This window comes from Nonomuraea sp. NPDC049486 (assembly GCF_040676925.1).
GTDB lineage: Bacteria > Actinomycetota > Actinomycetes > Streptosporangiales > Streptosporangiaceae > Nonomuraea > Nonomuraea ferruginea.
Map to the genome: position 1 here is coordinate 979,118 of NZ_JBFAPV010000001.1, position 25,180 is coordinate 1,004,297.

A 25,180-nucleotide genomic window follows, 5' to 3' on the forward strand; every position below is an offset into this window, starting at 1 on the left:
TCTACGGCCTGGTACGGCGGAGCCACGCGTACGCCGCCAGGCCGAGCAGACACCAGACCAGCGAGACGGCGGCCAGCTCGGGGAGCTGGGCGACCAGCCGTTCGGCGCTCGCGGCGCGCATCCACACCGTGAGCGGGACCGTGAGCCAGTGCAGCGGCGACGCGCTGATGAGCAGCATCGCGACGAACCCGGACACCAGTGCCATGATCGACAACGCGGGCGACGGCAGCAGGGCGCGGCTGGTGAGCGCCCCGAGCATGAGGCCCGCCAGCGCGCTCAGCGCGTGCAGCACGATCCCGGCGGCCAGCACCGGCCCCGGGGGCGTGGCGCTCATCCCGAGCAGCACTCCCCAGACCAGGGCCAGGGCGGCGAACGCGGCGCACGCGGTCAGCGCGGCCAGCAGCCCGGCCGCCAGCTCCCTGCCGCGGCCGCCCGCCAGGGCCGCGGACATCTCCCGCTGCCGGTCCGGCTCGGTGTCGAGCAGGCTCCGGGCGGCCCAGGCCAGGAGCGGGAGGATCAGCACGGCCGAGTCCGCCAGGACGGCCGCCTCGTGGCCCGCCGGCGCCCGGGTGGCGTAGACGACGGCCAGCGCGGCCAGCAACGCCAGCAGCGCCTGATGGACCCGGTGCGACCGGACGTAGGCGGCCAGCCGGAACGCGCTCAGAGCGATCACCGGGACTCCTCCCCGCTCACCGGGCGGGCAGGGTATCCCTCACCGCGCATCCGCTCCAGAAAGGCCCCCAGATCCCCGACCGGCACGGTCACCTCCACAGCGACCCCACCTCCGTCCACGCCCACTCCGACATCAGCAGAACCTTCTACGGCCCTTCCGCCGGCCTCACCGGCGGGACTACCGACAGTCGTCGCGGTCGTGTCGGGCGTGACCGCGGGTTCTCCGGCGATGCCCCCGACGGCGTCTTCGGCGGGTCCTTGAGGGGTGGTTCCGGCGAGCTTTCCCGCGAGTACGGGGGTGCGTGCCGGGGTCGTCTCCACGAGGCGTCCGTCCGTGATCGTCCAGTGGCGCAGGGACGGGAGGTCGCGCAGGCCGCCCTGGTGGTCGGCGGTCACCACGATGGCGCCGCGCGCCGACAGTTCGGCCACGATGGGCGGGAGTTCGTCGCGGGTGCCGGAGTCCAGCCCGGCGAACGGTTCGTCGAGGAGCAGCAGCCCCGGCTCCGCCATCAGCGCCTGTGCCAGACCGACCTTGTGCGCGCTGCCCTTGGACAGCTCGCGCAGCCGCACGCCCAGCAACTGCTCCATGTTCAGCCGCTCCGCCCACGGACGCCACCGCCCGCCGCACACGCGCGCCATGTGGTCGAGGTAGCCGGACACGGTGAACGGCTGCTCGCCGGGGAACCGGTCGGGGGCCAGCCCGACGGCGGCCGGGCGGCCGGTGATGGCGCCGCCGGTGGGCCTGAGCAGCCCGGCGAGCAGGCGCAGCAGCGTGGACTTGCCCGCGCCGTTGGCCCCGGTGAGCTCGACCACGTCGCCGGGGGACAGCTCGGCGGCGGCCTCACGGATGACGGATGGATCACGTCTTCGATAGCGGAAAGACACGTCGGTCAGGCGCATGGTGGTCTTTACCATAGACACCGGCCCGCAGGGCCGGGATAAAAGGACCCCAGAGGGCGACCCCCCGTCAGGACCCAGAAGGAGTGGGCTTGAACCGCTTTCCGCGCGTCATGGGTATGCGTTCAGGCTATGACCCCGCCGAGGTCGACGCTCTGATCGAGCGGATCGAGGCCACGCTGGGCAGAGGCTCACTCGACGCCGAGCCCGTGACCGCCGACGAGGTGCGCGCGGCCACCTTCCGCTCCAGGCGCCGCGGCTACCAGGAGACGGCGGTCGACTTCGCGCTGGAGGCGTTCGTGGTGGCGCTGGAGACCATGACCCAGCGGCCCGTGCGGCTGGCCCTCGCCGAACCCACGGGCGAGCTGCTGCGCGAGGAGTGGTTCGAGAGCCAGGCGGCCCGCGTGGAGAAGGTGATGTTCCGGTCGGCCCGCATGGCCACCGGCTATCACGAGGACGAGGTCGACGCCTTCCTCGACCGGATCGTGGCCACGCTGCGCGGCACCACCCAGTATCCGGTGACGGCCAAGGAGGTGCGCGAGGTGAAGTTCGGCACCGTCGTGCTGCGGCCCGGCTACCTGATCGCCGACGTCGACGCGTTCCTGGCGGGCATCGCCGACGTGCTGGAGCAGCGCGCCTGACCCCGGCGGTACGCGCCCGCCGGCGTGCACGGACGCCTGGCTCGGGCGGATGGTGCGGTGTCGCCGGCGTTCACAGGCGCAGCCCAGACTCCAGGTGGGCCAGCGCCCTGTCGATCTCTTGGGGACCGTCCATGGCGGGGGTGTGCGCCCACTGCGTCCACACCATCGCCACCACCCCGAAGACGGCGCCGACGGCGTTGCGGACCCCGGGGTCGTCGGCGGCGCGGCCGGCCCGGTCGGCCACGGCCGCGCAGACCTCGCGGATCAGCCCCGGGCTCCTGCGCAGGTTGGCCACCACCAGTTCGGGCACGGTGGCCGCGAACACCTCCCGGGCGTGACCGGCGGCGATCTCCTCTTCGGACAGGGCGGCGAACGCCGCGCGGAACGCGCCGCGCAGCACGGGGACCGGCTGGCCGGGCGGCTGGACCGCCAGCGCCTCGACGAGCGGCGGGAACCGGTCGAGCGTGACCAGGTCCTCCTTCGACGGGAAGTAGCGGAAGAAGGTGGCGGGGGAGATCTCGGCCGCCTCGGCGATCTGCTCGACGGTGGTGGCGTGGTAGCCGCGCTCGCGGAAGAGCCGGAACGCCTCTCGCAGGATCGCCTCCCGGGTCTTCGCCTTCTTGCGCTCGCGCAGCCCGCCGTCAGCCATGCGAAAAATCTTACCGTACGTGCAAATGATGGTTTACTCTCAACTGAGAGTTTACTTTCATATTCGTCCGGGAGACGCCATGGGTGATGACATCAACGGCCTGCACCACGTCGGCCACATCGTGCGGGACCTGGGTGAGGCGACGGAGAGATACCGGCAGCTCGGTTTCGCCGTGGGGACGCCCGCCTACCCCGTCCTCCAGGGTCTGTCCGGCGGTGCGGCCGAGCCGGTCGGCGTGGCCAACGCGCACGTGTACTTCCCCGGTGACTTCATCGAGCTCGTGGCCCTCGTCGACGCCGGCCGGATGCCGGGAGCGGCCCGGCCGATCCCGCTGCGGGTGCCCGACGACAAACTGGCGGGACTGGCGGCCGCCGTCCGCGCCACCGCCGCTAACGTCGTGACCTTCCTCGACCGGTTCCAGGGCGTCCACATCGTGATCGCGGACACCTCCGACATCGACGGCCTCGCGGCGCGGTTGACCGCCGCCGGCGTCGGTCACGGCGGAGTCCACGCCGTCCAGCGTCCCGTCGAGACCCCCGCGGGGATCACGATGGAGCCCGCGCGCTACGTCGAGATCTCCGCCCCCGGCCTGCCGGGCCGCGTGCCGGAGGGGCGCATCGGCTTCGCCCAGAACGCGCCGGTCGCCGTTCCCGACCGGCATCCCGCCCACCCCAACGGCGCGACCGGGCTGATCGGATGCGTCCTGTGCGTCGACGACCAGGCCCTCCCCGACCTGACACACCGCTACAGCACCTACTTCGGCCGGCCCTGGGGTGACTTCAGGCAAACGGCGGGTGCCCACGGCGGGACGCGCGGCGACCTCGGGCCGGTGGGTGACCTCGGCGGGGCGTGTGATGACCTCGGCCGAGCGGTGGGTGGCCTGGTGGTGCGGTTCCGTCGGGCGGGTGTGACGGTTGTGGGGGCGTCGGCGCTGGATGGGCTGCTGCCGGGCGAGCGGCCGGCCGGGCTGCCCGGGTTCGTCGCCTACGCGGTGTCCGTGCGCGACCTCGACGCCACCGAAAGGCTTCTGCGTGGCAACGGCGTTCCCGTGGTCAGGAGCGGGCCCGGGGAGGTGTTCGTGCCCGCCGACGCCGCGCTGGGCGTCGCGGTCGTCTTCCGTCAGGACGGCTGACGACGGTCAGACCCGGGCGCGGCCCTCGCTGAAATCCTCACGGTTCAGGAGGGCCACGATCACCGAGACCACCGGTGAGGCCAGGAAGGCGCCGGCGATGCCGAAGAGCAGGCTGCCGACCGCGATCGCGATGAGGATCACCGCCCCCGGCAGGTCCAGCGCCTTGCCGTAGATCTGGGGCGCCAGCACGTGCCCCTCGATCTGCTGCACCAGCACCGTGACCCCGACCACGATGAGCGCGATCAGCCAGCCCTTGGCCACGAACGCCACCACCGCCGCCAGCAGACCGGCCGTGAACGCCCCGACGATCGGCAGGAACGCGCCCACCCAGGTCAGCACCGCCAGCGGCACCGCGATCGGCACCCCGAGTATCCACAGCGCGGTCCCGATGAAGAGCGCGTCCACCGCCCCCACGATGGCGACCCCGCGGATGTAACGGCCGATGACGCCGAACGCCACCGGCCCGGCCTCGCGCAGCCGCTGCCTGGCCCCGGCCGGGAACAGGCCGGTCAGCCAGTGGAACAGCCGGTCGCCGCCGTGCACGAAGTAGATGCCCAGGATGACCGCCAGCACGGCCCCCACGATGATCTCGGTCGCGGTGCGCACCCCGGCCACCGCGCCGGTGGTGATCTGCTGCTGGCGCTGCTCCACCCACCGCCTGCCCTGGGCGACGAGGTCCCCGAAGTCCAGGCCGAAGTTGGCGGCCAGCGCGTGCAACTGCTCCAGGACCGTGCCCACGCTGGCGCGCAGCTCTGCCAGGCCGCTGACGGTGGTCGGCACCAGCAGCGCGAACAGCCCTCCCGCCAGCAGCAGGCCGCCCACGAACGTGATCACGGTGGCGAGCGACCTGCCCAGGCCGCGCCGCATCAGCCAGCGCGCGGGCGGCGCCAGCAGCGCGGCGACGAACAGTCCCACGATGATCGACAGGACCACCGTGCCCACGTGGGTCAGGCAGTAGAGCACCACGGCGGCGATGCCCACCCAGCCCAGTGCGCGCCAAGGGTCCATCGTCGCCTCCCCCGAGATCAGGCCCGGACAGTGGCCTTCCCTCGGGGCGGCTGCGGCAACCCTGCTGGTCAGCCCGCTGGCGGGGTCAGCCGGCGGTGCTGGTCGCGCTTCGCGGTCTCGTACGCGGTCCTGGCCTCGCGGCCCGTGCCGGTGCTGGAGACCTCCGCGACCGGGACGTCCCACCAGGCCTCGGACGACGGGCTGTCGATCGCCGGGTCGGCGCGCACGTACACGACGGTCACGCCGCGGGACGCGCGGGCCGTGTCGAGCGCCTTGCGCAGCTCGGCCAGGGAGCTTGGGCGCAGCACGGTCGCGCCCAGGCTGGCCGCGTTCGCCGCGAGGTCGACCGGGAGCGGCCCGCCGTCGTAGCGGCCCTCGCCCCGGTAGCGGTACGCGGTGCCGAGCCGTTCGGCGCCGACGCTCTCCGAGAGGCGGCCGATGGAGGCGAAGCCGGAGTTGTCGACCAGCACCACGGTCAGCTTGACGCCCTCCGCGACGGCCGTGACCAGCTCCTGGGCCATCATCAGGTACGAGCCGTCGCCGACCATGACGAAGACCTCGCGCTCCGGGGCGGCCAGCTTGACCCCGAGCCCGCCGGCGATCTCGTAGCCCATGCACGAGTAGCCGTACTCGACGTGGTAGCTTCCCGGCCCGCTGGGCCGCCAGAGCTTGTGCAGGTCGCCGGGCATGGACCCGGCAGCGCAGATGACCACGCCGTCGTCGCCCGCCGCCGCGTTCACCGCGCCGATGATGGCGGGCTGCGGCAGCGGGTCGCCGTCGAGCGCGTACGCCGCGTCGACGGCGGAGTCCCAGGCCCGCGACAGGCCGGCGGCGCGAGACTGGTAGTCCTCGCCGGTGGCCCAGCCCGAGCACGCCGCCGCCAGGTCCGCGAGCCCTTCGCGGGCGTCGGCGACGAGTTGCAGCCCGGACATCTTGGCGGCGTCGAAGCCGGTGATGTTCAGGTTCACGAACCGGGCCTCCGGCGCGAACAGCGAGTGGGAGGCCGTGGTGAAGTCGCTGTAGCGGGTGCCGACGCCGATGATCAGGTCGGCCTCGCGGGCCAGCGCGTTGGCGGCCGTGGTGCCGGTCGCGCCGATCGCGCCCATCGCCATCGGGTGGCCGTGCGGCAGCGCGCCCTTGCCCGCCTGGGTCTCGGCGACCGGGACGCCGAACGTCTCGGCGAAGGCCCGCAGCTCGCCGGTGGCCTCGCTGTAGATCACGCCGCCGCCGGCCACGATCAGCGGCCGGGACGCGGCCTTGACCAGCTCGGCGGCCCTGGCCAGCGCGGACCGTTCGGGGCGCGGCCTGGGGATGTGCCAGACGCGCCGGGCGAACAGCTCCTCCGGCCAGTCGGCGGCCTCGGCCTGCACGTCCTGCGGCAGCGACAGCGTCACCGCGCCCGTCTCGGCCGGGTCGGCGAGCACCCGCATGGCCGCCAGCAGCGCCGCCGGGAGCTGCTCGGGCCGGTTGACCCGGTCCCAGAAGCGGGAGACCGGCTTGAAGCAGTCGTTGACGGAGACGTCGTAGGAGCGCGCGTCCTCCAGCTCCTGCAGCACCGGGCTCGCCACCCGGGTGGCGAAGATGTCGCCGGGCAGCAGCAGCACGGGCAGCCGGTTGATGGTCGCGGCGGCCGCGCCGGTGACCATGTTGGTCGCGCCGGGGCCGATCGAGGTGGTGCAGGCCAGCGTCGACAGCCGGTTGGCGGCCCGCGCGTACGCGGCGGCGGTGTGCACCATGGCCTGCTCGTTGCGGCTCAGATAGTAGGGCAGGCCGGGGCCGGAGGTGGCCAGCGCCTGGCCGATGCCGGCCACGTTGCCGTGACCGAAGATGCCGAAGACGCCGCCGAACATCCGGTGCTCGACGCCGTCGCGCTCGGTGTGCTGGGCGGCGAGGAAGCGCACCACCGCCTGGGCCACGGTCAATGTCACCGGCAGATTCACGAGGTCCTCCCGAAGGGCAGCCGGGGGTCGATGTCCTGGCCGTCCCAGGTGGCGCGGATCCAGGCGTGGCGGGGGTCGTCGCAGAACGCCATGGACCGCTCACCGGCGGGACCGGCCAGCACGTTCAGGTAGTAGAGGTCGTAGCCGGGCGCGGCCATGGACGGGCCGTGGTAGCCGTACGGCACCAGCACCACGTCGCCGGAGCCCACCTCGGCCAGGGTGTCGATCTGCCCCCGCTCGGAGGAGTAGACGCGCTGGTAGCCGAGCCCCTGATCGGCCACCTCGAAGTAGTAGATCTCCTCCAGCACGGCCTCGCCGGGGTTCGCCGTGTCGTGCTTGTGCGGCGGGTAGGACGACCAGTTGCCGCCGGGGGTGAGCACCTCGACGGCGACCAGCTTGTCGCAGGCGAGGACGCCGGGCGCGGCGAAGTTGTTCACCTGGCGGCTGGCCTGGCCGGCGCCGCGCAGCTCCACCGGCACCGCCGAGGCGGGCACGTGGCGCGGCTCCAGGCGGCGGGTGGCACGCGCGGACGGCAATGCGATCCGGCCCGTACCGGTCAGCGTCACATGCTCAGAAATCGGGATATAGGCGAAATCGGAGGGCCCGGCGAACACCGAAGGCCGCCCGGCCAGCTCGAAGACCCGCGAGCCGTCCGCCCCGACCGTCACCGTGCAGGAGCCCGACAGCGGCAGGACAATCATCTCCTCCTCGCCGGTGTCGAACGACACGGGAGCCCCGGCCAGGTCCACCACCCGCAGGCCCGAATAGTCCCAACCGGCCAGCGACGGCGTGACCTCCACGGCCCACGGCCCGTTCGCGGCCTTGCCGTACGGAAGAAATGTCATGATCCAGCCTCTCGAACCAGTGCGGCGGCGCCGTCCACGGCGGTGGCGACGTCATCGTCCGGAGGGTAGAGCAGGGCGCGGCCGACGACGAGCCCCCGCACGCCGGGCAGGCGCAGCGCGCGCCCCCAGTCGGCGAAGGCGGCGGCGGCGTCCGGCGGGTCGCCGCCGAGCAGCAGCGCCGGCAGCGTGGTGGCGGCCATGACCCGCTCCATCTCGGCCACCGCCGGGATCTTCAGCCAGGTGTAGGCGGAGGTGACGCCGAGCGCCTGGGCCACGCTGATGGCGCGGATCACCGCGTCGGGGGACAGGTCGTTGCGGACCGCCCCGGTCTCGGTGCGCGTCGTCCAGAACGGCTCCACCATCGCCACGAGCCGCCTCCTGGCCAGATCGGTGACGGCGCGGGCGCACGACTCCAGGGTGGTGACGCTGGCGGGGTCGGACGGGTCGATGCGGCACAGCATCTTGCCGCCGTCGAGCCGCATCTCGTCGATGGCGGCGGCGTCGTAGCCGGTGAACCGGTCGTCCAGCTCGAACACCGAGCCCTGCAGACCGCCCCTGTTCATCGAGCCGAAGGCCAGCTTGCCCTCCAGCGCGCCGAGCAGCAGCAGGTCCTCCAGCACGTCGGGGGAGGCCAGGATGCCGTCGACGCCGGGCCGGGCCAGCGCCACCCGCAGCCGGTCGAGCAGGTCGGTCCGGCTGGCCATGGCCAGCGGCCGGTCGCGCACGGCCAGCGCGCCGCGCGCCGGGTGGTCGGCCGCGACGATCAGCAGCCGCCCGCCCTCGCCCGGCAACTCACGCCGCTGACGGCGGGCCGCGGCCTGCGCGATCGCCCCGGGCCTGGTGGCGCGGATGTGGGTGAGCTCCTCGTACCGCGTGGTCCTGGGCAGCGTGACGTCGCTCAAGGACGCACCTCGCTCCGCGGGTCGGTAGCGGCCTCTCCGGCGGTGGTCGCGGGCCGGCCCTCCAGCAGGGCCAGCACCTCACCGGTGGTCGGCATGGCCTCCGCGCAGGCCAGCCGCGCCGCCACGTGGGCGCCCGCCGCGTTGGCGAAGCGCACCGTACGCTCCAGCGACCAGCCGCGCACCAGCCCGAGGCAGACCGCGCCGCCGAAGGCGTCGCCCGCGCCCAGTCCGTTGACCACCTCGACCCGGACCGGCTCGGCCACCACGTGCTCTTTCCCGCTGCGGGCCAGCACCCCGTCGGGGCCCATCTTCACGATCGCCACCTCCATCCCGGCGTCGAGCAGCGCCTGCGCCGCCGCCTCCGGGTCGCGGGTGCCGACGGCGATCTCGACCTCGTCGAGGTTGCCCACGGCCACGTTCGCGTGCGGGAGCGCGCGCCGGTATTCGCGCTCGGCCGCCTCGCGCGACTCCCACAGCATCGGGCGGTAGTCCAGGTCGAACACGGTCCACCCCGACGGCGCCGTCCGGGCCGCCAGCGCGGCGGCGTGCGCCGAGCGGCTGGGCTCCTGGCTCAGCCCGGTCCCGGTGAACCAGAAGACCGGCGTCCGGCGGATCGCGTCCAGGTCGAGCGACTCGGGGGTGATCCGCAGGTCAGGCGGATGCTCGCCCCGGTAGAAGTAGATCGGGAAGTGGTCGGGCGGGAAGATCTCGCAGAACGTGACCGGCGTGGGCGGCCCCTCGACCGTCCCCACGAAGACGTCGTCGACACCGAATCCGCGGATCGCCTGCCGTACCCACTCCCCGAAGGGGTCGGCGCCCACGGCGGTCACCACGGCGGGGCGCAGGCCGTGACGCGCCGCGGCGACCGCGACGTTCGTCGGGCTGCCGCCGAGGAACTTGCCGAAGGACTCGACGTGAACCAAGCTCACGCCGGTCTGCAGCGGATAGATGTCGACGCCGCAGCGTCCCATCGTGATCAGGTCGAACAACGCACCTCCAGAGCTGGAGCTTCCGGCAGACACTATGGCATATTGTCATGACATACGGATGTCCGCTATGTTTCTCAACTGTGCCCCGTGCCGTATTCCGAAGGGCCCCGTGGGCACGCTCCCCGGAATCAGCCAGGACTTTTACGTCATATACATGTCATGACATATTGGCCCTGACTTCCTCCCTTATGGACGTGTCGGAGGGTTTGCAGAATGGTGCGGAACAGGTCGATGGGTGTGGTCGCGGTGCTCGCCGCGTCCGCGCTGGGACTGGCCGCGTGCGGCCAGTCGTCCGGTGATGGCGGCGAAGGCGGCGCCATCGAGTTGACGATCGCCCAGAACGCCATCGCCGGAGGCAAGAACGCGGCGGCGGCCGACCACATGGCCAACTGGGTGATCCCCAAGTTCGAGGAGGCCCAGAAGGCCAAGGGCAAGGACGTCACGGTCAAGTTCGTTCCCAGCGGCGTCGACGACGAGCAGTACAAGACCAAGCTCTCCCTCGACCTCAAGTCAGGCAAGGGCGCCGACGTGATCGACATCGACGGCATCTGGGCCGGGGAGTTCGCCGAGGCGGGCTACATCAAGCCGCTGGCGGAGGTCGCCGGGCCGGAGGCCGAGAGCTGGGAGGGCTGGCAGCAGATCCCGGAGGCCGTCCAGGGCCTGGCCACCTACAACGGCAAGAAGTACGCCCTGCCCGTCGGCACCGACGGCCGCGTGCTCTACTTCAACAAGACGCTCTTCCAGAAGGCCGGGCTGCCCGCCGACTGGCAGCCGGTGAGCTGGCAGGAGGTCCTCGACGCGGGCGAGAAGCTCAAGTCGTCCGGCGTCCCGGTGCCGATCCAGATCAACGCCGGCACCGCCATGGGCGAGGCCACCACGATGCAGGGCGTGCTCCCGCTGCTGGCGGGCGCCGGCGGCGAGGTGCAGGTGGACGGCAAGTGGACCGGCGCGGCGCAGCCGCTGAAGGACGTGCTCGGCCTCTACCAGAAGGTCTACGGCGGCAGCGGCCTCGGTGACCCGAAGCTCCAGCAGGAGGCCAAGGGCCGCGACAAGTCGTTCCAGCAGTTCGCCGAGGGCAAGGTCGGCATCCTCCTGGAGGGCGACTACTTCTGGCGCGGCGTGGTCAACCCCAAGACCGGCGTCGCCCCGATGGCCGACCGCGAGGAGGTCGTCGGCTACGCCAAGATCCCGGCGATCGAGCCCGGCAAGGGCATCCGCGGCCAGGACTTCGTGAGCATGTCCGGCGGCGCGCTGCGGACGCTCAACCCGAACAGCAAGCACCCGAAGGAAGCCTTCGAGCTGCTGGCCTTCACGCTGTCGGCGGACGCGCTGAAGGAGGAGACCAAGGACGGCAACGTGCGCATCACCCCGCGCACCGACGTCAACAAGGAGATCCTGGCCGGCGAGCCGCTGCTGACCTACATCTCCGACGAGGTGCTCCCGCTGACGGCCTACCGGCCGCCGGTGGCCGTCTACCCGCAGGTGTCGGTCGCGCTCCAGGAGGCCACGGCCGCGGTCGCCGGCGGCACGGCCGCCGACCAGGCGGCCGCCGACTACCAGAAGAAGCTCGAAGGAATCGTCGGTGGCGCAGCAAACGTCGCCTCCTGACACGAAGGCCCTCGACGAGTCGCCCGCCCGCGGCTACAGCTCCGACGCCGCGGGCCTGGGCAGGCTGCGGGCGGGGGCCTTCGTGGCGCCCGCCCTGGCGCTCATCGCGGTCTTCCTGGTCTTCCCGGCGCTCTGGGTCATCTACCTGGGGCTGATGAACTACCGGCTGACCGGGATCGCCGCGGCCGAGCCGCAGTTCGTCGGCCTGGACAACTACCTCAAGGCGCTGTCGGACCCGGGGTTCTGGAACTCCACCGTGCTGACCTTCCAGTTCGTGCTGGGGTCGGCCGTCATCGGGCAGGTGGTGCTCGGCTTCACCCTCGCCTGGCTGATGCGCAACCGCCGCGGCACGCTGAAGAGCGTCGTCGAGGGCGTGGTCATCCTGGCCTGGATCCTGCCGAGCGCGGTCGTGGCGTTCCTGTGGGTGGCGCTGCTCGACCGCGACAGCGGCACGCTCAACGCGCTGCTCGGCATCCCGGGCTTCGCCTGGCTGCTCGACTATCCGATGCTGTCGATCATCCTCTTCAACACCTGGCGCGGCACCGCGTTCTCGATGATGCTCTACGGCGCCGCGCTCGGGAACGTGCCGCCCTCCCACCTGGAGAGCGCCAGGCTGGCCGGGGCGTCCGGCTGGCAGCAGTTGCGTGACGTGGTCTTCCCGCACATCCGCGGGCACATCCTGACCAACCTGCTGCTGATCAGCCTGTGGACGTTCAACGACTTCGGGCCCTTCCTGCTCACCGCGGGCGGCCCGGAGAACAAGACGGAGATCCTGGCCGTGTACGTCTACAAGACCGCGCTCCAGGCCGGTGACCTGGGCTACGGCGCCGCGATCTCCACGATCATCCTGCTGATCAACCTGGTCGTGGCGATCTTCTACCTGCGGCTGCTCAGGAGGAAGGGATGACGCGGTTCGTCGCCGGCCGGATCGGCTTCTACACGCTGGTCGCGTTACTGCTGGCCTTCTTCACGATCCCCCTCCTGTGGCTCGCCTCGGCGCCGTTCACCTCGAACCCCACGTACGAGGTCCGGGTGCCGGACTTCACCTGGGAGAACTTCCAGATCATCCTGGATCACCCGTACGCGCTCGGCTCGCTGGTCAACTCGCTGATCCTGGCCATCGGCACGGCGGTCCTGGTGGTGGTGATGTCGGCGCTGGCCGCCTACGCGCTCAGCCGGGTGCGGCTGCCGGGCCGCGACGCGCTGCTCTACGCGCTGCTGCTGCTCTCGTCGATCATCACCGGCACGGCCGCGATGGTGCCGCTGTTCCAGCTCGCCATCGAGCTCGGCCTGATCGACTCGCACACGGGCCTGATCCTGATCATGACCGGGGGCCTGCTGCCCGCCGCGATCTTCATGATCAAGGACTTCATGGACACCACGCCGAAGTCGTACGAGGAGTCCGCGCGGGTCTTCGGCGCCTCGCCGCTGCAGATCGTCCGCCACGTGGTCGTCCCCGTCGTCCGGCCCGGCCTGGCCACGATCGCCGTGTGGACGATCGCGAACGTGTGGGGCAACTTCCTCATGCCGTACCTGCTGCTCAGCGACGTCGAGAAGCAGCCCGCCGCGGTGATCATGTACACCCTCTACACCGAGGGCGGCCAGGCCAACCTCAAGGTGCTGTCCACGTTCGGCCTGCTCTACTCGGTCCCCGTGGTGCTCATGTACCTGTTCGTCAGCAAGAAGTACGGCTTCCGCTTCCACGGAGGGATCAAGCGCTGAAATGGCCGCAATCGAACTTCGGGGCCTGACCAAGGTCTATCCCGGTGGAGTGAAGGCGCTCGACTCGCTGGACCTGACCATCCCCGACGGCGAGTTCTTCGCCCTGCTCGGCCCCTCGGGCTGCGGGAAGACGACGCTGCTGCGTACCATCGCCGGTCTGGAGACCGCGACCGGCGGCGCGGTCGTCATCGGCGGCCGCGACGTGACCAGGGTGCAGCCGGGCGGCCGCGACGTCGCCATGGTCTTCCAGGACTACGCGCTGTTCCCGCACATGGACGTCACCGACAACATCGCCTACCCGCTGCGGATCAAGAAGGTCGCCAAGGCCGAGCGCCGGGCCAAGGCGGAGGAGGTGGCCGCCCGGCTGGGCCTGGAGAAGCTGATGGACCGGCGGCCCGGCCAGCTCTCCGGCGGCCAGCAGCAGCGCGTCGCGCTGGCGCGGGTGATGGCCACGCAGGCGCAGGCGTTCCTGTTCGACGAGCCGCTGTCCAACCTGGACGCCAGGCTCCGCCTGGAGGCCCGCACGTTCCTCAAGAAGCTCCAGCGTGAGCTGGGCGTCACCACCGTGTTCGTCACCCACGACCAGGCCGAGGCGCTGGCCATGGCCGACCGGATGGCGATCATGGAGGCGGGGCTCATCCGCCAGATCGGCACTCCTTCCGAGGTGTTCCAGCGGCCCGCCAACACCTTCGTCGCCGGATTCATCGGCTCGACTCCGATGAACCTGCTGGACGCCGTCGCCCGGGGTGACACCCTTGAGGTGGCCGGGTGCAAGGTGCCCGTCCCCGCCTCGGCGGAAGGACTCGTGGTCGACGGGGAGAAGCTCGTGTACGGCGTGCGCCCTGAATACATGACCTACCAGGCCGGAACCGTCGAGGGCGGCCTGAGCGGCAGCGTGGTCATCCTGGAGAACCTCGGCGCGTCCCACCTGGTGACCCTGGACGTCGGCGGCGTCACGGTGCAGGGCGTGGTGGCCGAGGGTGAGGAGCCCGCGCTGGGCGAGCAGGGCGCCGTGGTGCCCAGGAGCGACCGCGCGCTGGTCTACCGCGACGGTGAGCTGGTGGCCGCATGACCGTCATCAGGGGCCGCTGGAGCCTGGACGACCGGCTGGAGCGCATCCTGCGCGAGGTGCCGTTCGAGGTGCCGGCGGGCACCGCCGCCGTCACCGTCCGGCTGTCGTACGACCGTTCCCAGGGCGTGCTCGACCTGGGCTGCGCCGGGCCGGGCGGCTTCCGCGGCTGGTCCGGCGGGGCCCGCGACGAGTACACGATCACGCCAGGCTGGGCCACGCCCGGCTACCTGCCCGGCGAGCCCGAGACCGGCGAGTGGCAGGTGTGGCTGCGCCTGCACCGGATCCCGCCGCAGGGTCTCGACTACACGCTGGAGATCCGTACCGAGACCACGCCCCCGCCGCCGGAGGAGGAGGCCGAGCCGGCGCACGGCGAGCGGCCGCCGCGGCGCGACGTCCCCGACCTCGACGGCCTGCGCTGGTTCGCCGGCGACTTCCACGCCCACACCGTCCACAGCGACGGCCAGCTCACCATCGCCGAGCTGGCCGAGCTGGCCCACGGGCGCGGCCTGGACTTCCTGGCCGTCACCGACCACAACACGGTCAGCCACCACCCCGGGCTGGCCAAGACCGACCGGGGCATCGCGCTGCTGCCCGGCCAGGAGGTCACCACCGACCGCGGGCACGCCAACGTGTTCGGCGACGTCGGCTGGGTCGACTTCCGCGATCCGGCCGACTCCTGGGTGGCGCACGCCGAGCGCGCGGGCGGGCTCATCTCCATCAACCACCCGCTCGGCGGCGACTGCGCCTGGCTGCAGCCGCTCACCCGGCGGCCCAGGATCGCCGAGGTCTGGCACTCCGGCTGGTGGGACCGGCGCTGGGGCGCCCCCCTGGCCTGGGCCGACGCCTGGCATCCCGACCTGGTGGCGATCGGCGCCAGCGACTTCCACCGGCCCGGGGCAGACGGCCTGCCCGGCTCGCCCACCACCTGGGTGCTCGCCGAGGACACCGGCGCGGTGTTCGCCGCCGTCGCCGAGGGCCGCACCGCCATATCCGCGGGGCCCGACGCCCCCCTGCTGCTGCGCCTGGGCGACGAGCTGCTCGCCCTGGACGCCGACGGCCTCATCCTGGTACGCCCCGGCGGCGAGCGCCTGGTCATCCGCGGCGACAGGGTGCTGCTGCCCGCCGCGGAAGGACGGCACCGCCTGGAAACCTACGAGAACGAGGTGATGGCGCTATGCGCCTGATCAGTGTCGCCAACGCCCCCGTGAGCTTCGGCGTGTTCGAGCTGAGCGACGCGCCGCCGCCCCTGACCTCCGCCGAGATGGTCTCGGCCATCGCCGGCGCCGGCTACGAGGGCATCGACCTCGGCCCCATCGGCTATCTCGGCACCAAGGACGACCTGGCCGAGCGGCTGGGCGGGCTGCTGCTCGCCGGCGGCTGGGCCGACCTGCGCTACGGCGACGCCGGCGAGTTCGGCAAGGGGCTGGACGCCCTGGACGCCACCCTGGAGGTGTTCGCCGCCGCCCCGCCCGCCCCGGACCATCTCAGGCCCCGGCCGACGCTCGGCTGCTCCGGCTCGCCCGCGCGCTTCGCCCGCCCCGGCGGGAACGCTCCAGGGCTGGAGCCGGGGGAGTGGGCCGGATACGCCTCCCGCGTCCAGGAGGCGGTCCGGCGCTGCCGCGACGCCGGCTTCGAGCCCGCCTTCCACCACCACCTCGGCACCTACGTCGAGACCCCCGAGGACGTGGAGCGGCTGCTGGAGCTGACCGACGTGCAGCTCTGCCTCGACACCGGCCACCTGCTGCTGGCCGGGGGAGACCCGGTGACCGCGCTGCGCGACTGGTCGGGCCGGATCGGCCACGTGCACGTCAAGGACGGTGACCGGGCGATCCTGGCCCGCGCCCTGGCCGACGGCGTGGACCTGCGCGAGCTGATGGGCCGGGGCGGCTTCGCCCCGCTCGGCGAGGGCGAGCTGGACCTGCCCGGCGTGGTGCGGGCGCTGGAGGAGACCGGTTACACCGGCTGGGTGATCATCGAGCAGGACACCCTGCCCGGCAGGCGGTCAGTTGCCCAGAACATCACCGATCAAGCCGCCAACCGCGAGAAGCTACGGGAACTCGGACTTTGACGTCACGCTGGAGGATCCAGTCTTGAAGATCGCCCTTGTCGGGTGCGGCGCCGTCACGCAGGCGGTGTACGCGCCGCTGCTGTCGCGCCGTCGCGACCTGTTCGAGGTGACGGCCGTCTGCGACCTGTCGCGGACGCTCGCCGACGCCGCCGGTGACCGGCTGGGCGCGCCCGGCCGGTACACCTCTCTCGACGCGATGCTGGAGGCGGGCGGCTTCGAGGCCGTGCTCGTGCTCGCCTCCGGCTCCCACGGCGACACCGTGCGGCGGGCGCTCGCGGCGGGTCACGCGGTGCTCTGCGAGAAGCCGCTGGCGCTGACCCGCGCCGAGGTGGCCGAGCTGCCGGAGGGCCGGCTCATGGTCGGCTACATGAAGCAGTACGACCCGGCCGTGCGCCGGGCCGGGAAGCTGCTGGCCGAGCTGGGCGGGCCGGACGCCATCCGGTCCGTCGAGGTGACCGTGCTGCACCCCAGCGGGGAGTCGCAGCTCGCCTTCGCCAACCTCACCCAGGCCCGCGACGTGCCCGCCGACCTGCTCGCCACGCTGCGCGCCCGCGAGGAGGCGCTCGTGTCGCGGGCGCTCGGCGAGGAGGCGCCCGCGCCGGTCCGCGACCTGTACGCGATCGCGCTCGGGTCCGTCTGCCACGACCTGTCGCTGCTGCGCGGCTTCACCGGCTCGCCCGCGGAGATCGGGCACGTCGAGACGTGGGGGGACGCGCCGGGGTCCGTGGAGATCTCCGGGCGGCTCCCGGCCGCCGGGCGGTTCTCCATCCGGTGGCACTACCTGGAGGACTATCCCGCGTACCGGGAGACCGTGGTCATCCACCACGACGCCGGCTCGCTGGAGCTGGTCTTCCCGTCGCCCTACCTGATGAACGCGCCCACCGTTCTCACCGTGGTGTCCGGCGGCGAGAGCCGCGCCGAGTGGCGCGAGGTGACCGAGGCGTTCGAGGTCCAGCTGGCCGCCTTCCACGCCTTCGTCACCGACGGCACGCCGCCGCTCACCGACCGGGCCGGCGCGCTGGAGGACATCGTCACCGCCCAGCGCATCGCGGCCCGCTACGCCGTACAGCATGACCTGCCGATCGGAGGGGAAGCAGCGTGACCGCAGAGTTCGCCGGGGAGATCGTCGTCGTCCCGCACACCCACTGGGACCGGGAGTGGTACGAGCCGTTCCAGCGTTTCCGGCTCCGGCTGGTCGCGCTGATGGACGAGGTGCTCGACACCATGGAGCGCGAGCCCGGCTACCACTTCACCCTCGACGGGCAGCTCGCCTGCGTGGACGACTACCTGGAGGTGCGGCCGGAGAACCGCGACCGGGTGGCCGCCCTGGTCGAGTCCGGCCGGCTCGCGGTCGGGCCGTGGCAGATCCTGCTCGACGAGTTCCTCTGCTCGGGCGAGAACATCGTGCGCAACCTGGAGCTGGGCATGGCCAGGGCCGACAAGCTCGGCGGCGCCATGCCGGTCGGCTACCTGCCCGACATGTTCGGCCACACCGCGCAGATGCCGCAGATCCTGAGGCGGGCCGGGCTTCCCTACGCCTGCGTGTACCGGGGCGTGCCGTCGTCGGTGACCACCGACGCGTTCGCCTGGGTCGCCCCCGACGGCACCGCGATCCGCACCCAGTACCTGCCCGCGGGCGGCTACGGCAACGGCGCCCACCTGTTCGAGGACCCCGATCGGCTCGTCGAGCGCGGCGCCGCCTTCGTCGGGACCATGCGCCGCTGGCACGGGCCCGACGGGCCGCTGCTGGCCATGTACGGCACCGACCATTCGGCCCCGGTGCGCGGCCTGCCCCAGATGGTGGCCGGGCTCGGCGCCCGCATGGACACCCTGTCCGGCTACGTCACCGCGCACCCGGCCGACGTGGAGGGGCTGCCCCGGGTGGCGGGTGAGCTGCGCTCGCACGCGCGGGCCAACATCCTGCCCGGCGTCATCTCCGTGCGGGCGCACGTGAAGCAGGCCATGGGCCGCGCCGAGCGGATGGTCGAACGGTACGCCGAGCCGCTGGCCGCGCTCTGGGGCGCGGAGTGGCCCGGCCGGTTCCTCGACATGGCCTGGTGGCGGCTGGTCGACGCCAGCGGCCACGACTCGGTGACCGGCTGCGGCGTCGACGAGACCGCCCAGCAGGTGGCCGCCCGCATCGCCGAGGCCGAGCACCTCGGCCAGGCCGTGCGCGACATGGTCACCGCCCGGCTGTCCGCGTCCGTGCCGTCCGGCGGCATGCTCGTCGTCAACCCCACGCCCGCCGCCCGGCGCGGCGTGGTGCTGCTCGACCTGGCGGGCGAGGACCCGGTCGTCGACCCGGCCGGCGCCAGGGTGCCGATCCAGCCGCTGGAGTACGCGCCGACGCTGCTGCTCGACGAGGAGATGGACCCCGTCACGGCGCTCACCTTCGTCCACGGCACCGAGCTGTACGGGCAGCAGATCACCGGCTGGTCCGCCGAGGACGGCGTGCTGACGTTCACCGTCGCCCGCGAGTCGCGGCTGCCGTTCGACGTCGGCCAGGTGCGCGGCGCGCTCGCCGGGATCACCCGGGTACGCATCCTCGCCGAGCCGCGCCGCACCGTGGCCGCGCTCGTCGAGGCGCCGCCCCTGGGCCACACGAGCGTGCGGCCGCAGCGCGGCGGCGGCCACGCCAGCGACCTGCCCGCGTCGACCCTGCCGGTCGGGGCCGACGAGCGGGTGCTCGACAACGGGCTGCTCCGCGTCGAGGTGGACCGCGACGGCACCCTGACCCTGACCGGCGCCGGCGGCGTCACGCTCAGCGGCGCCGGGCGCATCGTCGACGGCGGCGACGTGGGCGACAGCTACAACTACGCGCCGCCGGCCGAGGACCGGTTCGTCTTCGAGCCGGAGTCGGTGCACGTGGAGATGGTGTGCGCCGGTCCGCTCGTGGCCGCGTACGACGTGTGGCGCACCTACCGGTGGCCCGCCGCCGGCGACGGGATCGAGGGCACGCCGGAGATCCCCGCGCGGTCCCGCACCGAGGCGACCGAGGAGATCGCCGTCCGCACCCGCGTCGAGCTGCGCGCGGGCGAGCCGTTCGTCCGGCTCAGCGTCGACTTCGACAACCGGTGCGCCGACCACCGGGTGCGACTGCACGTGCCGCTGCCCGAGCGGGCCGCCGAGTCGCACGCGGAAGGCCAGTTCGCGGTCGTCACCCGCGGCCTCAGAGCCGAGGCCGGCTGCGGCGAGGAGCCGCTGCCCACCTACCCGGCCTCCTCGTGGGTGGCCGCCGGGGGAGTGGCGGCGCTGCTGGAGCACGTCACCGAGTACGAACTGGTGGAGGACGGCGGGGAGCTGGCGCTCACGCTGCTGCGCTCCGTCGGCTACCTGTCACGCAACCGGCACGCGCTCCGGCCCGAGCCCGCGGGCCCCCAGCTGCCGACCCCGGCGGCGCAGTCGCGGGGGCTGCGGTCGGTGAGCCTCGCGCTCATGCCCTACAGCGGGACGTGGTCGGCGGTGCCCGGCGCGGCCGAGGTGTTCAGGCACGACCTGCTGACCGTGGCCGGATCGGGCGACCCGTCCCTGCCGCTGCCCGCCCCCGCCGCGGGGCTGTCGGTCACGGGCGACGGCGTGGTCATGACCTCGCTGCGGGCCCGTGAGGAGTGGAAGGAGCTCCGCGTGGTGGCCCTGTCGGACGACCCCGCGGAGGCTCTGGTCACGGGTGACTTCACCCGCGCCCGCCGCGCCGACCTGCGCGGCCGCCCGGATGACGAGCTGGAGGTCACGGACGGCACGCTCCGCCTTCCGCTGGGCGCCTGGGAGATCGCCACCGTGCAACTGTCCTAGGACCGGTCGGTCAGGCCGAGCTGGCCGGCGGCCTGGAGGGCCAGCCAGACCTCGGTGAAGGCGGTCGTCGAGGTGAGGTCGCGCCCCGTCAGCGACGCGAAGCGGCGCAGCCGGTACGCCAGCGTGTTGGGGTGGATGTGCAGGAGCGCCGCCGTGTCCTCGGCCCGGCGGTCGTGCTCCATCCAGGTGCGGACCGTGGCCAGGAGGTGTGAGCCGTGCGCGGCGTCGTACGCGATCACCTCGCCCAGGACGTGGTCCACCAGGGCTGCAAGGGTGGCGGCGTCGTCCGGCAGCCAGCGCCCGGTCGGGTCCCTGCCGTAGACGACCAGCGGCTGCCCGGACTCGGCCGCCCGGGTGGCCGCCCACTCGGCCTCGCGCCGAGCCACCCTGGTGGAGGCGCCGGGCGGGAACGGCCGGCTCATGCCCGCCCTGACGGCCGGCAGGCCGGTGACCGGCCCGGCCAGTGAGGGCGGGCCGAGCACGTACAGGTCGTCGCCCCGCCGCAGCATGAGGTGCGGGTGGTCGGCCAGCGCCCGCCGCAGGCCGACGTCATCGGCGCCGCGCACCACGACGAGCACCGCGTCGGTGTCGGTGGGCAGCCCCAGCCGGGCCAGGCGGCGGCGCGCGGTGGCCGGGTCGAGCAGGTCCTGCAGCAGCTCCGACAGCGTCTCGGCGCCCTCGCGGCGCAGCGTCTCCCGTTCGTGCCTGGCCATGGCCACCTGGAGCGCGGCCACGGTGGCGATGTGCTGGACCACGGCCAGCCCGGCCGGCCGGGCGCCCTCGCGCTCGAACGCCACCAGGAACCCCGCGGGCCCGCCGGGAGCCGGCACCGGCAGCACGAAACCGCCGGGGACGGTCGGCGGCGCCTCCGGCTCCGAAGGCAGCACGTCCAGCGACGGCGGCACCGGCACGCCGGGCAGCAGCGGACGCCCCTGCGGCGTGCACAGGAACACCTGGTAGCCGGAGAGCCGCTCCAGCCGCTTGAACAGCGTCGCCGTGTCGAGATCCTCGGACGCCAGCCAGCGCAGCGCCCCGAACACCTGGAGCTGCGCGCCCAGCCGGTGGCGGGCGTCCTCCTGCACCGCCGCCGCCACCTCCTGGGCGACGGCGATGAACGGCACCGCCAGCGGCACCTCCAGCACCGGCATGCCGCGCCGCTCCGCAGCCTCGAAGAACGCCCGGTGCAGCGGCGGCACGTGCAGCTGCGCCGACAGGGCCAGCGCCGACACGCCCGCGTCGTCCAGCCGCTCCAGGTATGCCCGCTGATCGGCGGCGGAACGGGGCACGCCGATGCCGGTCGTCATGATCACCTCGGCGCCGAGCAGCCACGGCGTCGGGTCGGCCAACTCGCTCACGTGCGCCCACGACACCGACCGGCCGAGCCCCGCCTCGCCCGCGAGCAGCCGCAGCTGCAGGGCGGGGGAGCGCAACAGGTCGAGCACCGTCACCTTGTGGTCCGCCACAACACCTACTGTAGGACTTCGTGACGCGGCCAATTGCCGCAGGTCAGAAGCGTGACATTGACTGTGCCCATGAATAAAGGCCCCGTCGACTCAGCCAGGGTCCCGCGTTTCGCCGGGCCCGCCACCTTCGCCCGGCTGCCTCGCCTCGACGAGGTCGGACGCGCGGACGTGGCGGTCGTGGGCGTGCCGTTCGACAGCGGCGTCTCGTACCGGCCTGGAGCGAGGTTCGGCCCCGCCGCGGTCCGCGAGGCGTCGCGGCTGCTGCGGCCCTACCACCCCGCGCTGGACGTCTCCCCGTTCGAACGCGCCCAGGTGGTGGACGCGGGAGACATCGTCGCCAACCCGTACCACATCGAGGAGGCGATCGAGAGCGTCGAGGCGGGGGCCGCCGCGCTGGACGCCCGGCTGGTGACGATCGGCGGCGACCACACGATCGCGCTGCCGCTGCTCCGCGACGCCGCCCGGCGCCACGGGCCGGTCGCTCTGCTGCACTTCGACGCCCACCTGGACACCTGGGACACCTACTTCGGCGCCGAGTACACGCACGGCACCCCGTTCCGGCGGGCCGTCGAGGAAGGGCTGCTCGACACCGAGGCGCTCAGCCACGTCGGCATCCGCGGCCCCCTGTACGGCAAGAGGGACCTCGACGAGGACCGGCGCCTCGGCTTCGGCATCGTCACCGCGGCCGACGTGCTGCGGCGCGGCGTCGACGAGGTGGTCGACGCGCTGCGCCAGCGCATCGGCGACCGCCCCCTGTACGTGTCGGTCGACATCGACGTGCTCGACCCGGCACACGCCCCCGGCACCGGCACCCCGGAGGCGGGCGGGCTCACCAGCCGCGAACTGCTGGAGATCCTGCGCGGCCTGGCCGGAGGGAACCTCATCGGCGCCGACGTCGTCGAGGTGGCGCCGGCCTACGACCACGCCGAGATCACCTCGGTGGCCGCCTCCCACGTCGCCTACGACCTCGTCAGCCTGCTGGCCCTCCAGGAGTACAAGTGAGCACCCCCATCACCGAGATCGAGACCCGCGGTGTCGACCGCATCCCCGACGCCGAACGCACCGCCCGCCCGCTGGACCTGTTCAGGGTCTCCTTCGGCGGCGCGAACACGTTCGCCACCTGCGTGCTCGGCGCCTTCCCCATCCTGTTCGGCCTGTCGTTCTGGCAGGGGTTCGCCGCGACCGTGCTCGGCCTGCTCGTCGGCGCGCTCATCCTGGCGCCGCTGTCGCTGTTCGGGCCGCTCAACGGCACCAACAACGCCGTCTCCTCCTCCGCCCATCTGGGCGTGCACGGCCGGATCGTCGGCTCGTTCCTGTCACTGCTGACGGCGATCGCGTTCTTCTCGATCTCCGTGTGGTCCTCGGGCGACGCGCTCGTGGGCGGCGCGCACCGGCTCGTCGGCCTGCCGCAGAACGACTTCATGTACGGGATCGCGTACGCGATCTTCGCGGGCCTGGTGCTCGTGGTGTGCGTGTACGGGTTCCGGTTCATGCTGTTCGTCAACAAGATCGCGGTCGTGGCGGCGTCGGCGCTGTTCGTGCTCGGCGTGTTCGCGTTCGCCGGCGACTTCGACCCGTCGTACGCGGGCATGCTGGCGCCCGGGGACCCGCTGTTCTGGCCGTCGTTCATCGGCGCGGCGCTGATCGTGCTGTCGAACCCGGTCTCGTTCGGCGCCTTCCTCGGCGACTGGTCGCGCTACATCCCGGCGGACACGCCGCGGCGGCGCGTGATGGCGGCCGCCTTCCTGGCGCAGGCGTCCACCATCCTGCCGTTCTTCTTCGGCCTGGCCACCGCGTCGATCATCGCCGCCAAGGCCGCCGAGTACATGGACCCGGCCGCGCCCAACTACGTCGGCGGCCTGCTGGCCATCGCGCCGACGTGGTACTTCGTGCCCGTCTGCCTGATCGCGCTGATCGGCGGCATGTCCACCGGCACCACCTCGATGTACGGCACGGGGCTGGACTTCGCCAGCGTGTTCGCCCGCTTCTCCCGGGTGCGGGCGACGCTGTTCATCGGCTCGCTGTCGATCGTGTTCGTCTTCGTCGGCCGCTTCGCGGCCAACCTCACGCAGAGCATCTCCACGTTCGCCACGCTGATCATCACGTGCACGGCGCCGTGGATGGTGATCATGATGCTCGGGTACGTGACGCGCCGCGGCTGGTACGACCCCGAGGCGCTGCAGGTGTTCACCCGGCGGCAGCGCGGCGGGCGCTACTGGTTCAACCACGGCTGGAACTGGCGCGGCATCACCGCCTGGCTCGCCTCGGCGCTGCTGGCGCTGGCCTTCGTCAACCTGCCCGGCCAGTTCGTCGGGCCGCTCGGCGACCTGGCCGGCGGGGTGGACGTGTCGCTGCCGCTGGGCCTGGGCACGGCCGCGGTGCTCTACCTGGCGCTGCTGCGGGCCTTCCCCGAGCCGCGCGAGGTGTACGGCCCGCTCGGCCCGCGCTGGGTGCGGGCGGCCGACACGCCCGTGCCGCCGATCGTGCCCATCGCCGCCCCGGCGCCCGAGCCCCAGAGGCTCACCGGCGTGTGAGGATGGCCGTCATGGAGCTGGTCGAACTGTCGGTGCCGATCGTCACCGGGATGCCCGTATACCCGGGTGATCCCGAGGTGACGATCGAGCCGGCGCTCATCGCAGGCCGCGACGGGGTCAACGTCCTGGCCGTGCACCTGGGCTCGCAGTCCGGGACCCACGTGGACGCGCCGTTCCACCTGGACGACACCCTGCCGGACCTGGACGAGCTTCCTCTGGAGAGGTTCGTGGGGCCCGCCGTGACGGTCGACGCCCGGGGGCTCGCCCCGGGCGCGGCGATCGGGCCCGGCCTCTTCAGGGGCGAGCTGGGCCGGATCGTGCTCGTCGCCACCGGGTGGTCGGCCCACTGGGGGACTCCCGCGTACCTCGACCATCCGCACCTGACAGAGGAGGCGGCGCGGCTGCTCGTGGAGCGGGGCGTGCGGACCGTGGGGATCGACGCGCTGAGCGTCGATCCCACCCCGGCGGAGGACTTTCCCGCGCACCGGGTGCTGTGCGGGGCGCACGCGGTGATCGCCGAGAACCTCACCGGGCTCGGCCGGCTGCTGGACGCGCAGGCGGCCGGACGGGCCGTCGAGGTGTCGATGCTGCCGATCCGGCTCGCGGGCGCCGACGGGGCGCCGGTCAGGGCCGTGGCCCGGCTATCGGGTGCCCCATGAGTAGGTCTGCTTGCGCAGCTTCAGATAGACGAACGACTCTGTGGCCCGCACCGCCGGTATGGCACGGATCTTGCTGAGGATCTCCAGCAGGTGACGGTCGCCCTCGCACACCACCTCGACGATGACGTCGAAGGAGCCGGCGGTGAGCACCACGTAGTCGATCTCCTCTATCGCCGCCAGCTCGTCGGCCACGGACTCCAGGTCGCCCTCGCACGTGACGCCGATCATGGCCTGGCGGGGGAAGCCGAGCGTGAGCGGGTCGGTCACCGCGACGATCTGCATGACGCCGGCGTCCTGCAGGCGCTGGACGCGCTGGCGGACCGCCGCCTCCGACAGGCCGACGGCCTTGCCGATCGCGGCGTACGGTTTGCGCCCGTCGGACTGGAGCTGCTCGATGATCTGTTTGGACAGCTCGTCCAGCACGACCGGTCCGGATGCCGCGTCCTTGCTGCGGCGTACGCGCGGCGGCGTCGTCATGTCGAGGGATCCTCCAAGCGGTCCGGCATGTTACGGGGGCGTTCCCGCCGGGTTGCCGTCCTGGTGCGACATGCTTTCAGTTCTCGGCGGTCTGTCAAGCGAATTCGTAG

General features: G+C 72.7%; 23 protein-coding genes. 13 read left to right on the plus strand and 10 right to left on the minus strand.

Annotated features, from left to right (window positions below; all coding sequences use genetic code 11):
* Position 1 precedes the first annotated feature (1 nt).
* Together AB0K05_RS04615 and AB0K05_RS04620 are read right to left on the minus strand one after the other, a co-directional pair.
* Positions 2–673, minus strand: coding sequence for a hypothetical protein (locus AB0K05_RS04615; protein WP_364226617.1), 672 nt, complete (start codon positions 671–673; stop codon positions 2–4).
* Positions 670–1,572, minus strand: a complete 903-nt coding sequence (locus AB0K05_RS04620; protein ID WP_364226620.1) for an ATP-binding cassette domain-containing protein — start codon at positions 1,570–1,572, stop codon at positions 670–672. Before AB0K05_RS04620 ends, AB0K05_RS04615 begins: the two co-directional genes overlap by 4 nt.
* An 83-nt stretch (positions 1,573–1,655) precedes the next feature.
* Here AB0K05_RS04620 and AB0K05_RS04625 point away from each other — a divergent pair, with 83 nt between their 5' ends.
* Positions 1,656–2,210, plus strand: coding sequence for a DivIVA domain-containing protein (locus AB0K05_RS04625; RefSeq protein ID WP_261808790.1), 555 nt, complete (start codon positions 1,656–1,658; stop codon positions 2,208–2,210).
* Between the two features lie 70 nt (positions 2,211–2,280).
* Here AB0K05_RS04625 and AB0K05_RS04630 read toward each other — a convergent pair whose 3' ends face one another.
* The gene (locus AB0K05_RS04630; RefSeq protein ID WP_271274959.1) at positions 2,281–2,859 is read right to left on the minus strand and encodes a TetR family transcriptional regulator; all 579 of its coding nucleotides are present in this window, start codon (positions 2,857–2,859) and stop codon (positions 2,281–2,283) included.
* Positions 2,860–2,938: 79 nt separating this feature from the next.
* Between AB0K05_RS04630 and AB0K05_RS04635 the strand changes: the two genes are divergently transcribed.
* Entirely contained in the window at positions 2,939–3,991 is a 1,053-nt protein-coding gene (locus tag AB0K05_RS04635) for a VOC family protein (protein WP_364226623.1), read from the plus strand.
* 6 nt (positions 3,992–3,997) lie between these two features.
* Here the strand turns inward: AB0K05_RS04635 and AB0K05_RS04640 are convergent, their stop codons facing one another.
* From AB0K05_RS04640 to iolC, 5 genes are all read right to left on the minus strand, one after another.
* Entirely contained in the window at positions 3,998–4,999 is a 1,002-nt protein-coding gene (locus AB0K05_RS04640; protein WP_364226626.1) for an AI-2E family transporter, read from the minus strand.
* A gap of 68 nt (positions 5,000–5,067) precedes the next feature.
* On the minus strand, positions 5,068–6,939 hold the full coding sequence (gene iolD / locus AB0K05_RS04645; protein ID WP_364226629.1) for a 3D-(3,5/4)-trihydroxycyclohexane-1,2-dione acylhydrolase (decyclizing): 1,872 nt from the start codon (positions 6,937–6,939) through the stop codon (positions 5,068–5,070).
* A complete protein-coding gene (gene iolB / locus AB0K05_RS04650) occupies positions 6,936–7,784 on the minus strand; it encodes a 5-deoxy-glucuronate isomerase (protein ID WP_364226632.1) in 849 nt (282 codons plus the stop codon). The genes iolD and iolB overlap by 4 nt, the downstream gene beginning before the upstream one ends.
* Positions 7,781–8,671, minus strand: coding sequence for a deoxyribose-phosphate aldolase (locus tag AB0K05_RS04655; protein WP_148034876.1), 891 nt, complete (start codon positions 8,669–8,671; stop codon positions 7,781–7,783). The genes iolB and AB0K05_RS04655 overlap by 4 nt, the downstream gene beginning before the upstream one ends.
* A gap of 11 nt (positions 8,672–8,682) precedes the next feature.
* The gene (gene iolC / locus AB0K05_RS04660; protein ID WP_364226635.1) at positions 8,683–9,675 is read right to left on the minus strand and encodes a 5-dehydro-2-deoxygluconokinase; all 993 of its coding nucleotides are present in this window, start codon (positions 9,673–9,675) and stop codon (positions 8,683–8,685) included.
* Between the two features lie 213 nt (positions 9,676–9,888).
* Here iolC and AB0K05_RS04665 point away from each other — a divergent pair, with 213 nt between their 5' ends.
* From AB0K05_RS04665 to AB0K05_RS04700, 8 genes are read left to right on the plus strand one after another with little or no spacing between them, the layout of a single operon-like run.
* Positions 9,889–11,283, plus strand: a complete 1,395-nt coding sequence (locus tag AB0K05_RS04665; protein ID WP_261808787.1) for an extracellular solute-binding protein — start codon at positions 9,889–9,891, stop codon at positions 11,281–11,283.
* Positions 11,258–12,190: a sugar ABC transporter permease gene (locus tag AB0K05_RS04670; protein ID WP_148033750.1), complete on the plus strand. Its 933-nt coding sequence runs from the start codon at positions 11,258–11,260 to the stop codon at positions 12,188–12,190. The genes AB0K05_RS04665 and AB0K05_RS04670 overlap by 26 nt, the downstream gene beginning before the upstream one ends.
* On the plus strand, positions 12,187–13,005 hold the full coding sequence (locus AB0K05_RS04675) for a carbohydrate ABC transporter permease (RefSeq protein WP_148033749.1): 819 nt from the start codon (positions 12,187–12,189) through the stop codon (positions 13,003–13,005). Before AB0K05_RS04670 ends, AB0K05_RS04675 begins: the two co-directional genes overlap by 4 nt.
* 1 nt (position 13,006) lies before the next feature.
* The gene (locus AB0K05_RS04680) at positions 13,007–14,077 is read left to right on the plus strand and encodes an ABC transporter ATP-binding protein (protein WP_364226640.1); all 1,071 of its coding nucleotides are present in this window, start codon (positions 13,007–13,009) and stop codon (positions 14,075–14,077) included.
* On the plus strand, positions 14,074–15,261 hold the full coding sequence (locus AB0K05_RS04685; protein ID WP_187281340.1) for a CehA/McbA family metallohydrolase: 1,188 nt from the start codon (positions 14,074–14,076) through the stop codon (positions 15,259–15,261). Before AB0K05_RS04680 ends, AB0K05_RS04685 begins: the two co-directional genes overlap by 4 nt.
* Positions 15,252–16,145 (plus strand): TIM barrel protein, encoded by an 894-nt coding sequence (locus tag AB0K05_RS04690; protein WP_271274968.1) that lies wholly within the window; start codon positions 15,252–15,254, stop codon positions 16,143–16,145. Before AB0K05_RS04685 ends, AB0K05_RS04690 begins: the two co-directional genes overlap by 10 nt.
* 22 nt (positions 16,146–16,167) lie before the next feature.
* Positions 16,168–17,247, plus strand: a complete 1,080-nt coding sequence (locus AB0K05_RS04695; RefSeq protein WP_148033747.1) for a Gfo/Idh/MocA family oxidoreductase — start codon at positions 16,168–16,170, stop codon at positions 17,245–17,247.
* The gene (locus tag AB0K05_RS04700) at positions 17,244–19,937 is read left to right on the plus strand and encodes an alpha-mannosidase (protein ID WP_364226646.1); all 2,694 of its coding nucleotides are present in this window, start codon (positions 17,244–17,246) and stop codon (positions 19,935–19,937) included. The genes AB0K05_RS04695 and AB0K05_RS04700 overlap by 4 nt, the downstream gene beginning before the upstream one ends.
* On the opposite strand, the gene AB0K05_RS04705 is transcribed toward AB0K05_RS04700, so the two are convergent.
* On the minus strand, positions 19,934–21,400 hold the full coding sequence (locus AB0K05_RS04705) for a PucR family transcriptional regulator (protein WP_364226649.1): 1,467 nt from the start codon (positions 21,398–21,400) through the stop codon (positions 19,934–19,936). The two genes, AB0K05_RS04700 and AB0K05_RS04705, sit on opposite strands and share 4 nt — an antisense overlap.
* Positions 21,401–21,469: 69 nt before the next feature.
* Here AB0K05_RS04705 and speB point away from each other — a divergent pair, with 69 nt between their 5' ends.
* From speB to AB0K05_RS04720, 3 genes are read left to right on the plus strand one after another with little or no spacing between them, the layout of a single operon-like run.
* Entirely contained in the window at positions 21,470–22,402 is a 933-nt protein-coding gene (gene speB, locus AB0K05_RS04710) for an agmatinase (protein ID WP_364226652.1), read from the plus strand.
* Entirely contained in the window at positions 22,399–23,934 is a 1,536-nt protein-coding gene (locus tag AB0K05_RS04715; RefSeq protein WP_364226655.1) for a cytosine permease, read from the plus strand. The genes speB and AB0K05_RS04715 overlap by 4 nt, the downstream gene beginning before the upstream one ends.
* A gap of 11 nt (positions 23,935–23,945) precedes the next feature.
* Positions 23,946–24,593, plus strand: coding sequence for a cyclase family protein (locus tag AB0K05_RS04720; protein ID WP_364226658.1), 648 nt, complete (start codon positions 23,946–23,948; stop codon positions 24,591–24,593).
* On the opposite strand, the gene AB0K05_RS04725 is transcribed toward AB0K05_RS04720, so the two are convergent.
* Positions 24,576–25,070 (minus strand): Lrp/AsnC family transcriptional regulator, encoded by a 495-nt coding sequence (locus tag AB0K05_RS04725; protein ID WP_148033742.1) that lies wholly within the window; start codon positions 25,068–25,070, stop codon positions 24,576–24,578. The two genes, AB0K05_RS04720 and AB0K05_RS04725, sit on opposite strands and share 18 nt — an antisense overlap.
* Positions 25,071–25,180 lie beyond the last annotated feature (110 nt).

Bases quoted from the DNA above. Each gene is read 5' to 3' on its own strand.
- AB0K05_RS04620 (WP_364226620.1), bottom strand. From the start codon at position 1,572: ATGCGCCTGACCGACGTGTCTTTCCGCTATCGAAGACGTGATCCATCC.
- AB0K05_RS04630 (WP_271274959.1), bottom strand. From the start codon at position 2,859: ATGGCTGACGGCGGGCTGCGCGAGCGCAAGAAGGCGAAGACCCGGGAG.
- AB0K05_RS04635 (WP_364226623.1), top strand. From the start codon at position 2,939: ATGGGTGATGACATCAACGGCCTGCACCACGTCGGCCACATCGTGCGG.
- AB0K05_RS04640 (WP_364226626.1), bottom strand. From the start codon at position 4,999: ATGGACCCTTGGCGCGCACTGGGCTGGGTGGGCATCGCCGCCGTGGTG.
- iolB (WP_364226632.1), bottom strand. From the start codon at position 7,784: ATGACATTTCTTCCGTACGGCAAGGCCGCGAACGGGCCGTGGGCCGTG.
- AB0K05_RS04665 (WP_261808787.1), top strand. From the start codon at position 9,889: ATGGTGCGGAACAGGTCGATGGGTGTGGTCGCGGTGCTCGCCGCGTCC.
- AB0K05_RS04675 (WP_148033749.1), top strand. From the start codon at position 12,187: ATGACGCGGTTCGTCGCCGGCCGGATCGGCTTCTACACGCTGGTCGCG.
- AB0K05_RS04680 (WP_364226640.1), top strand. From the start codon at position 13,007: ATGGCCGCAATCGAACTTCGGGGCCTGACCAAGGTCTATCCCGGTGGA.
- AB0K05_RS04685 (WP_187281340.1), top strand. From the start codon at position 14,074: ATGACCGTCATCAGGGGCCGCTGGAGCCTGGACGACCGGCTGGAGCGC.
- AB0K05_RS04690 (WP_271274968.1), top strand. From the start codon at position 15,252: ATGCGCCTGATCAGTGTCGCCAACGCCCCCGTGAGCTTCGGCGTGTTC.
- speB (WP_364226652.1), top strand. From the start codon at position 21,470: ATGAATAAAGGCCCCGTCGACTCAGCCAGGGTCCCGCGTTTCGCCGGG.
- AB0K05_RS04720 (WP_364226658.1), top strand. From the start codon at position 23,946: ATGGAGCTGGTCGAACTGTCGGTGCCGATCGTCACCGGGATGCCCGTA.
- AB0K05_RS04725 (WP_148033742.1), bottom strand. From the start codon at position 25,070: ATGACGACGCCGCCGCGCGTACGCCGCAGCAAGGACGCGGCATCCGGA.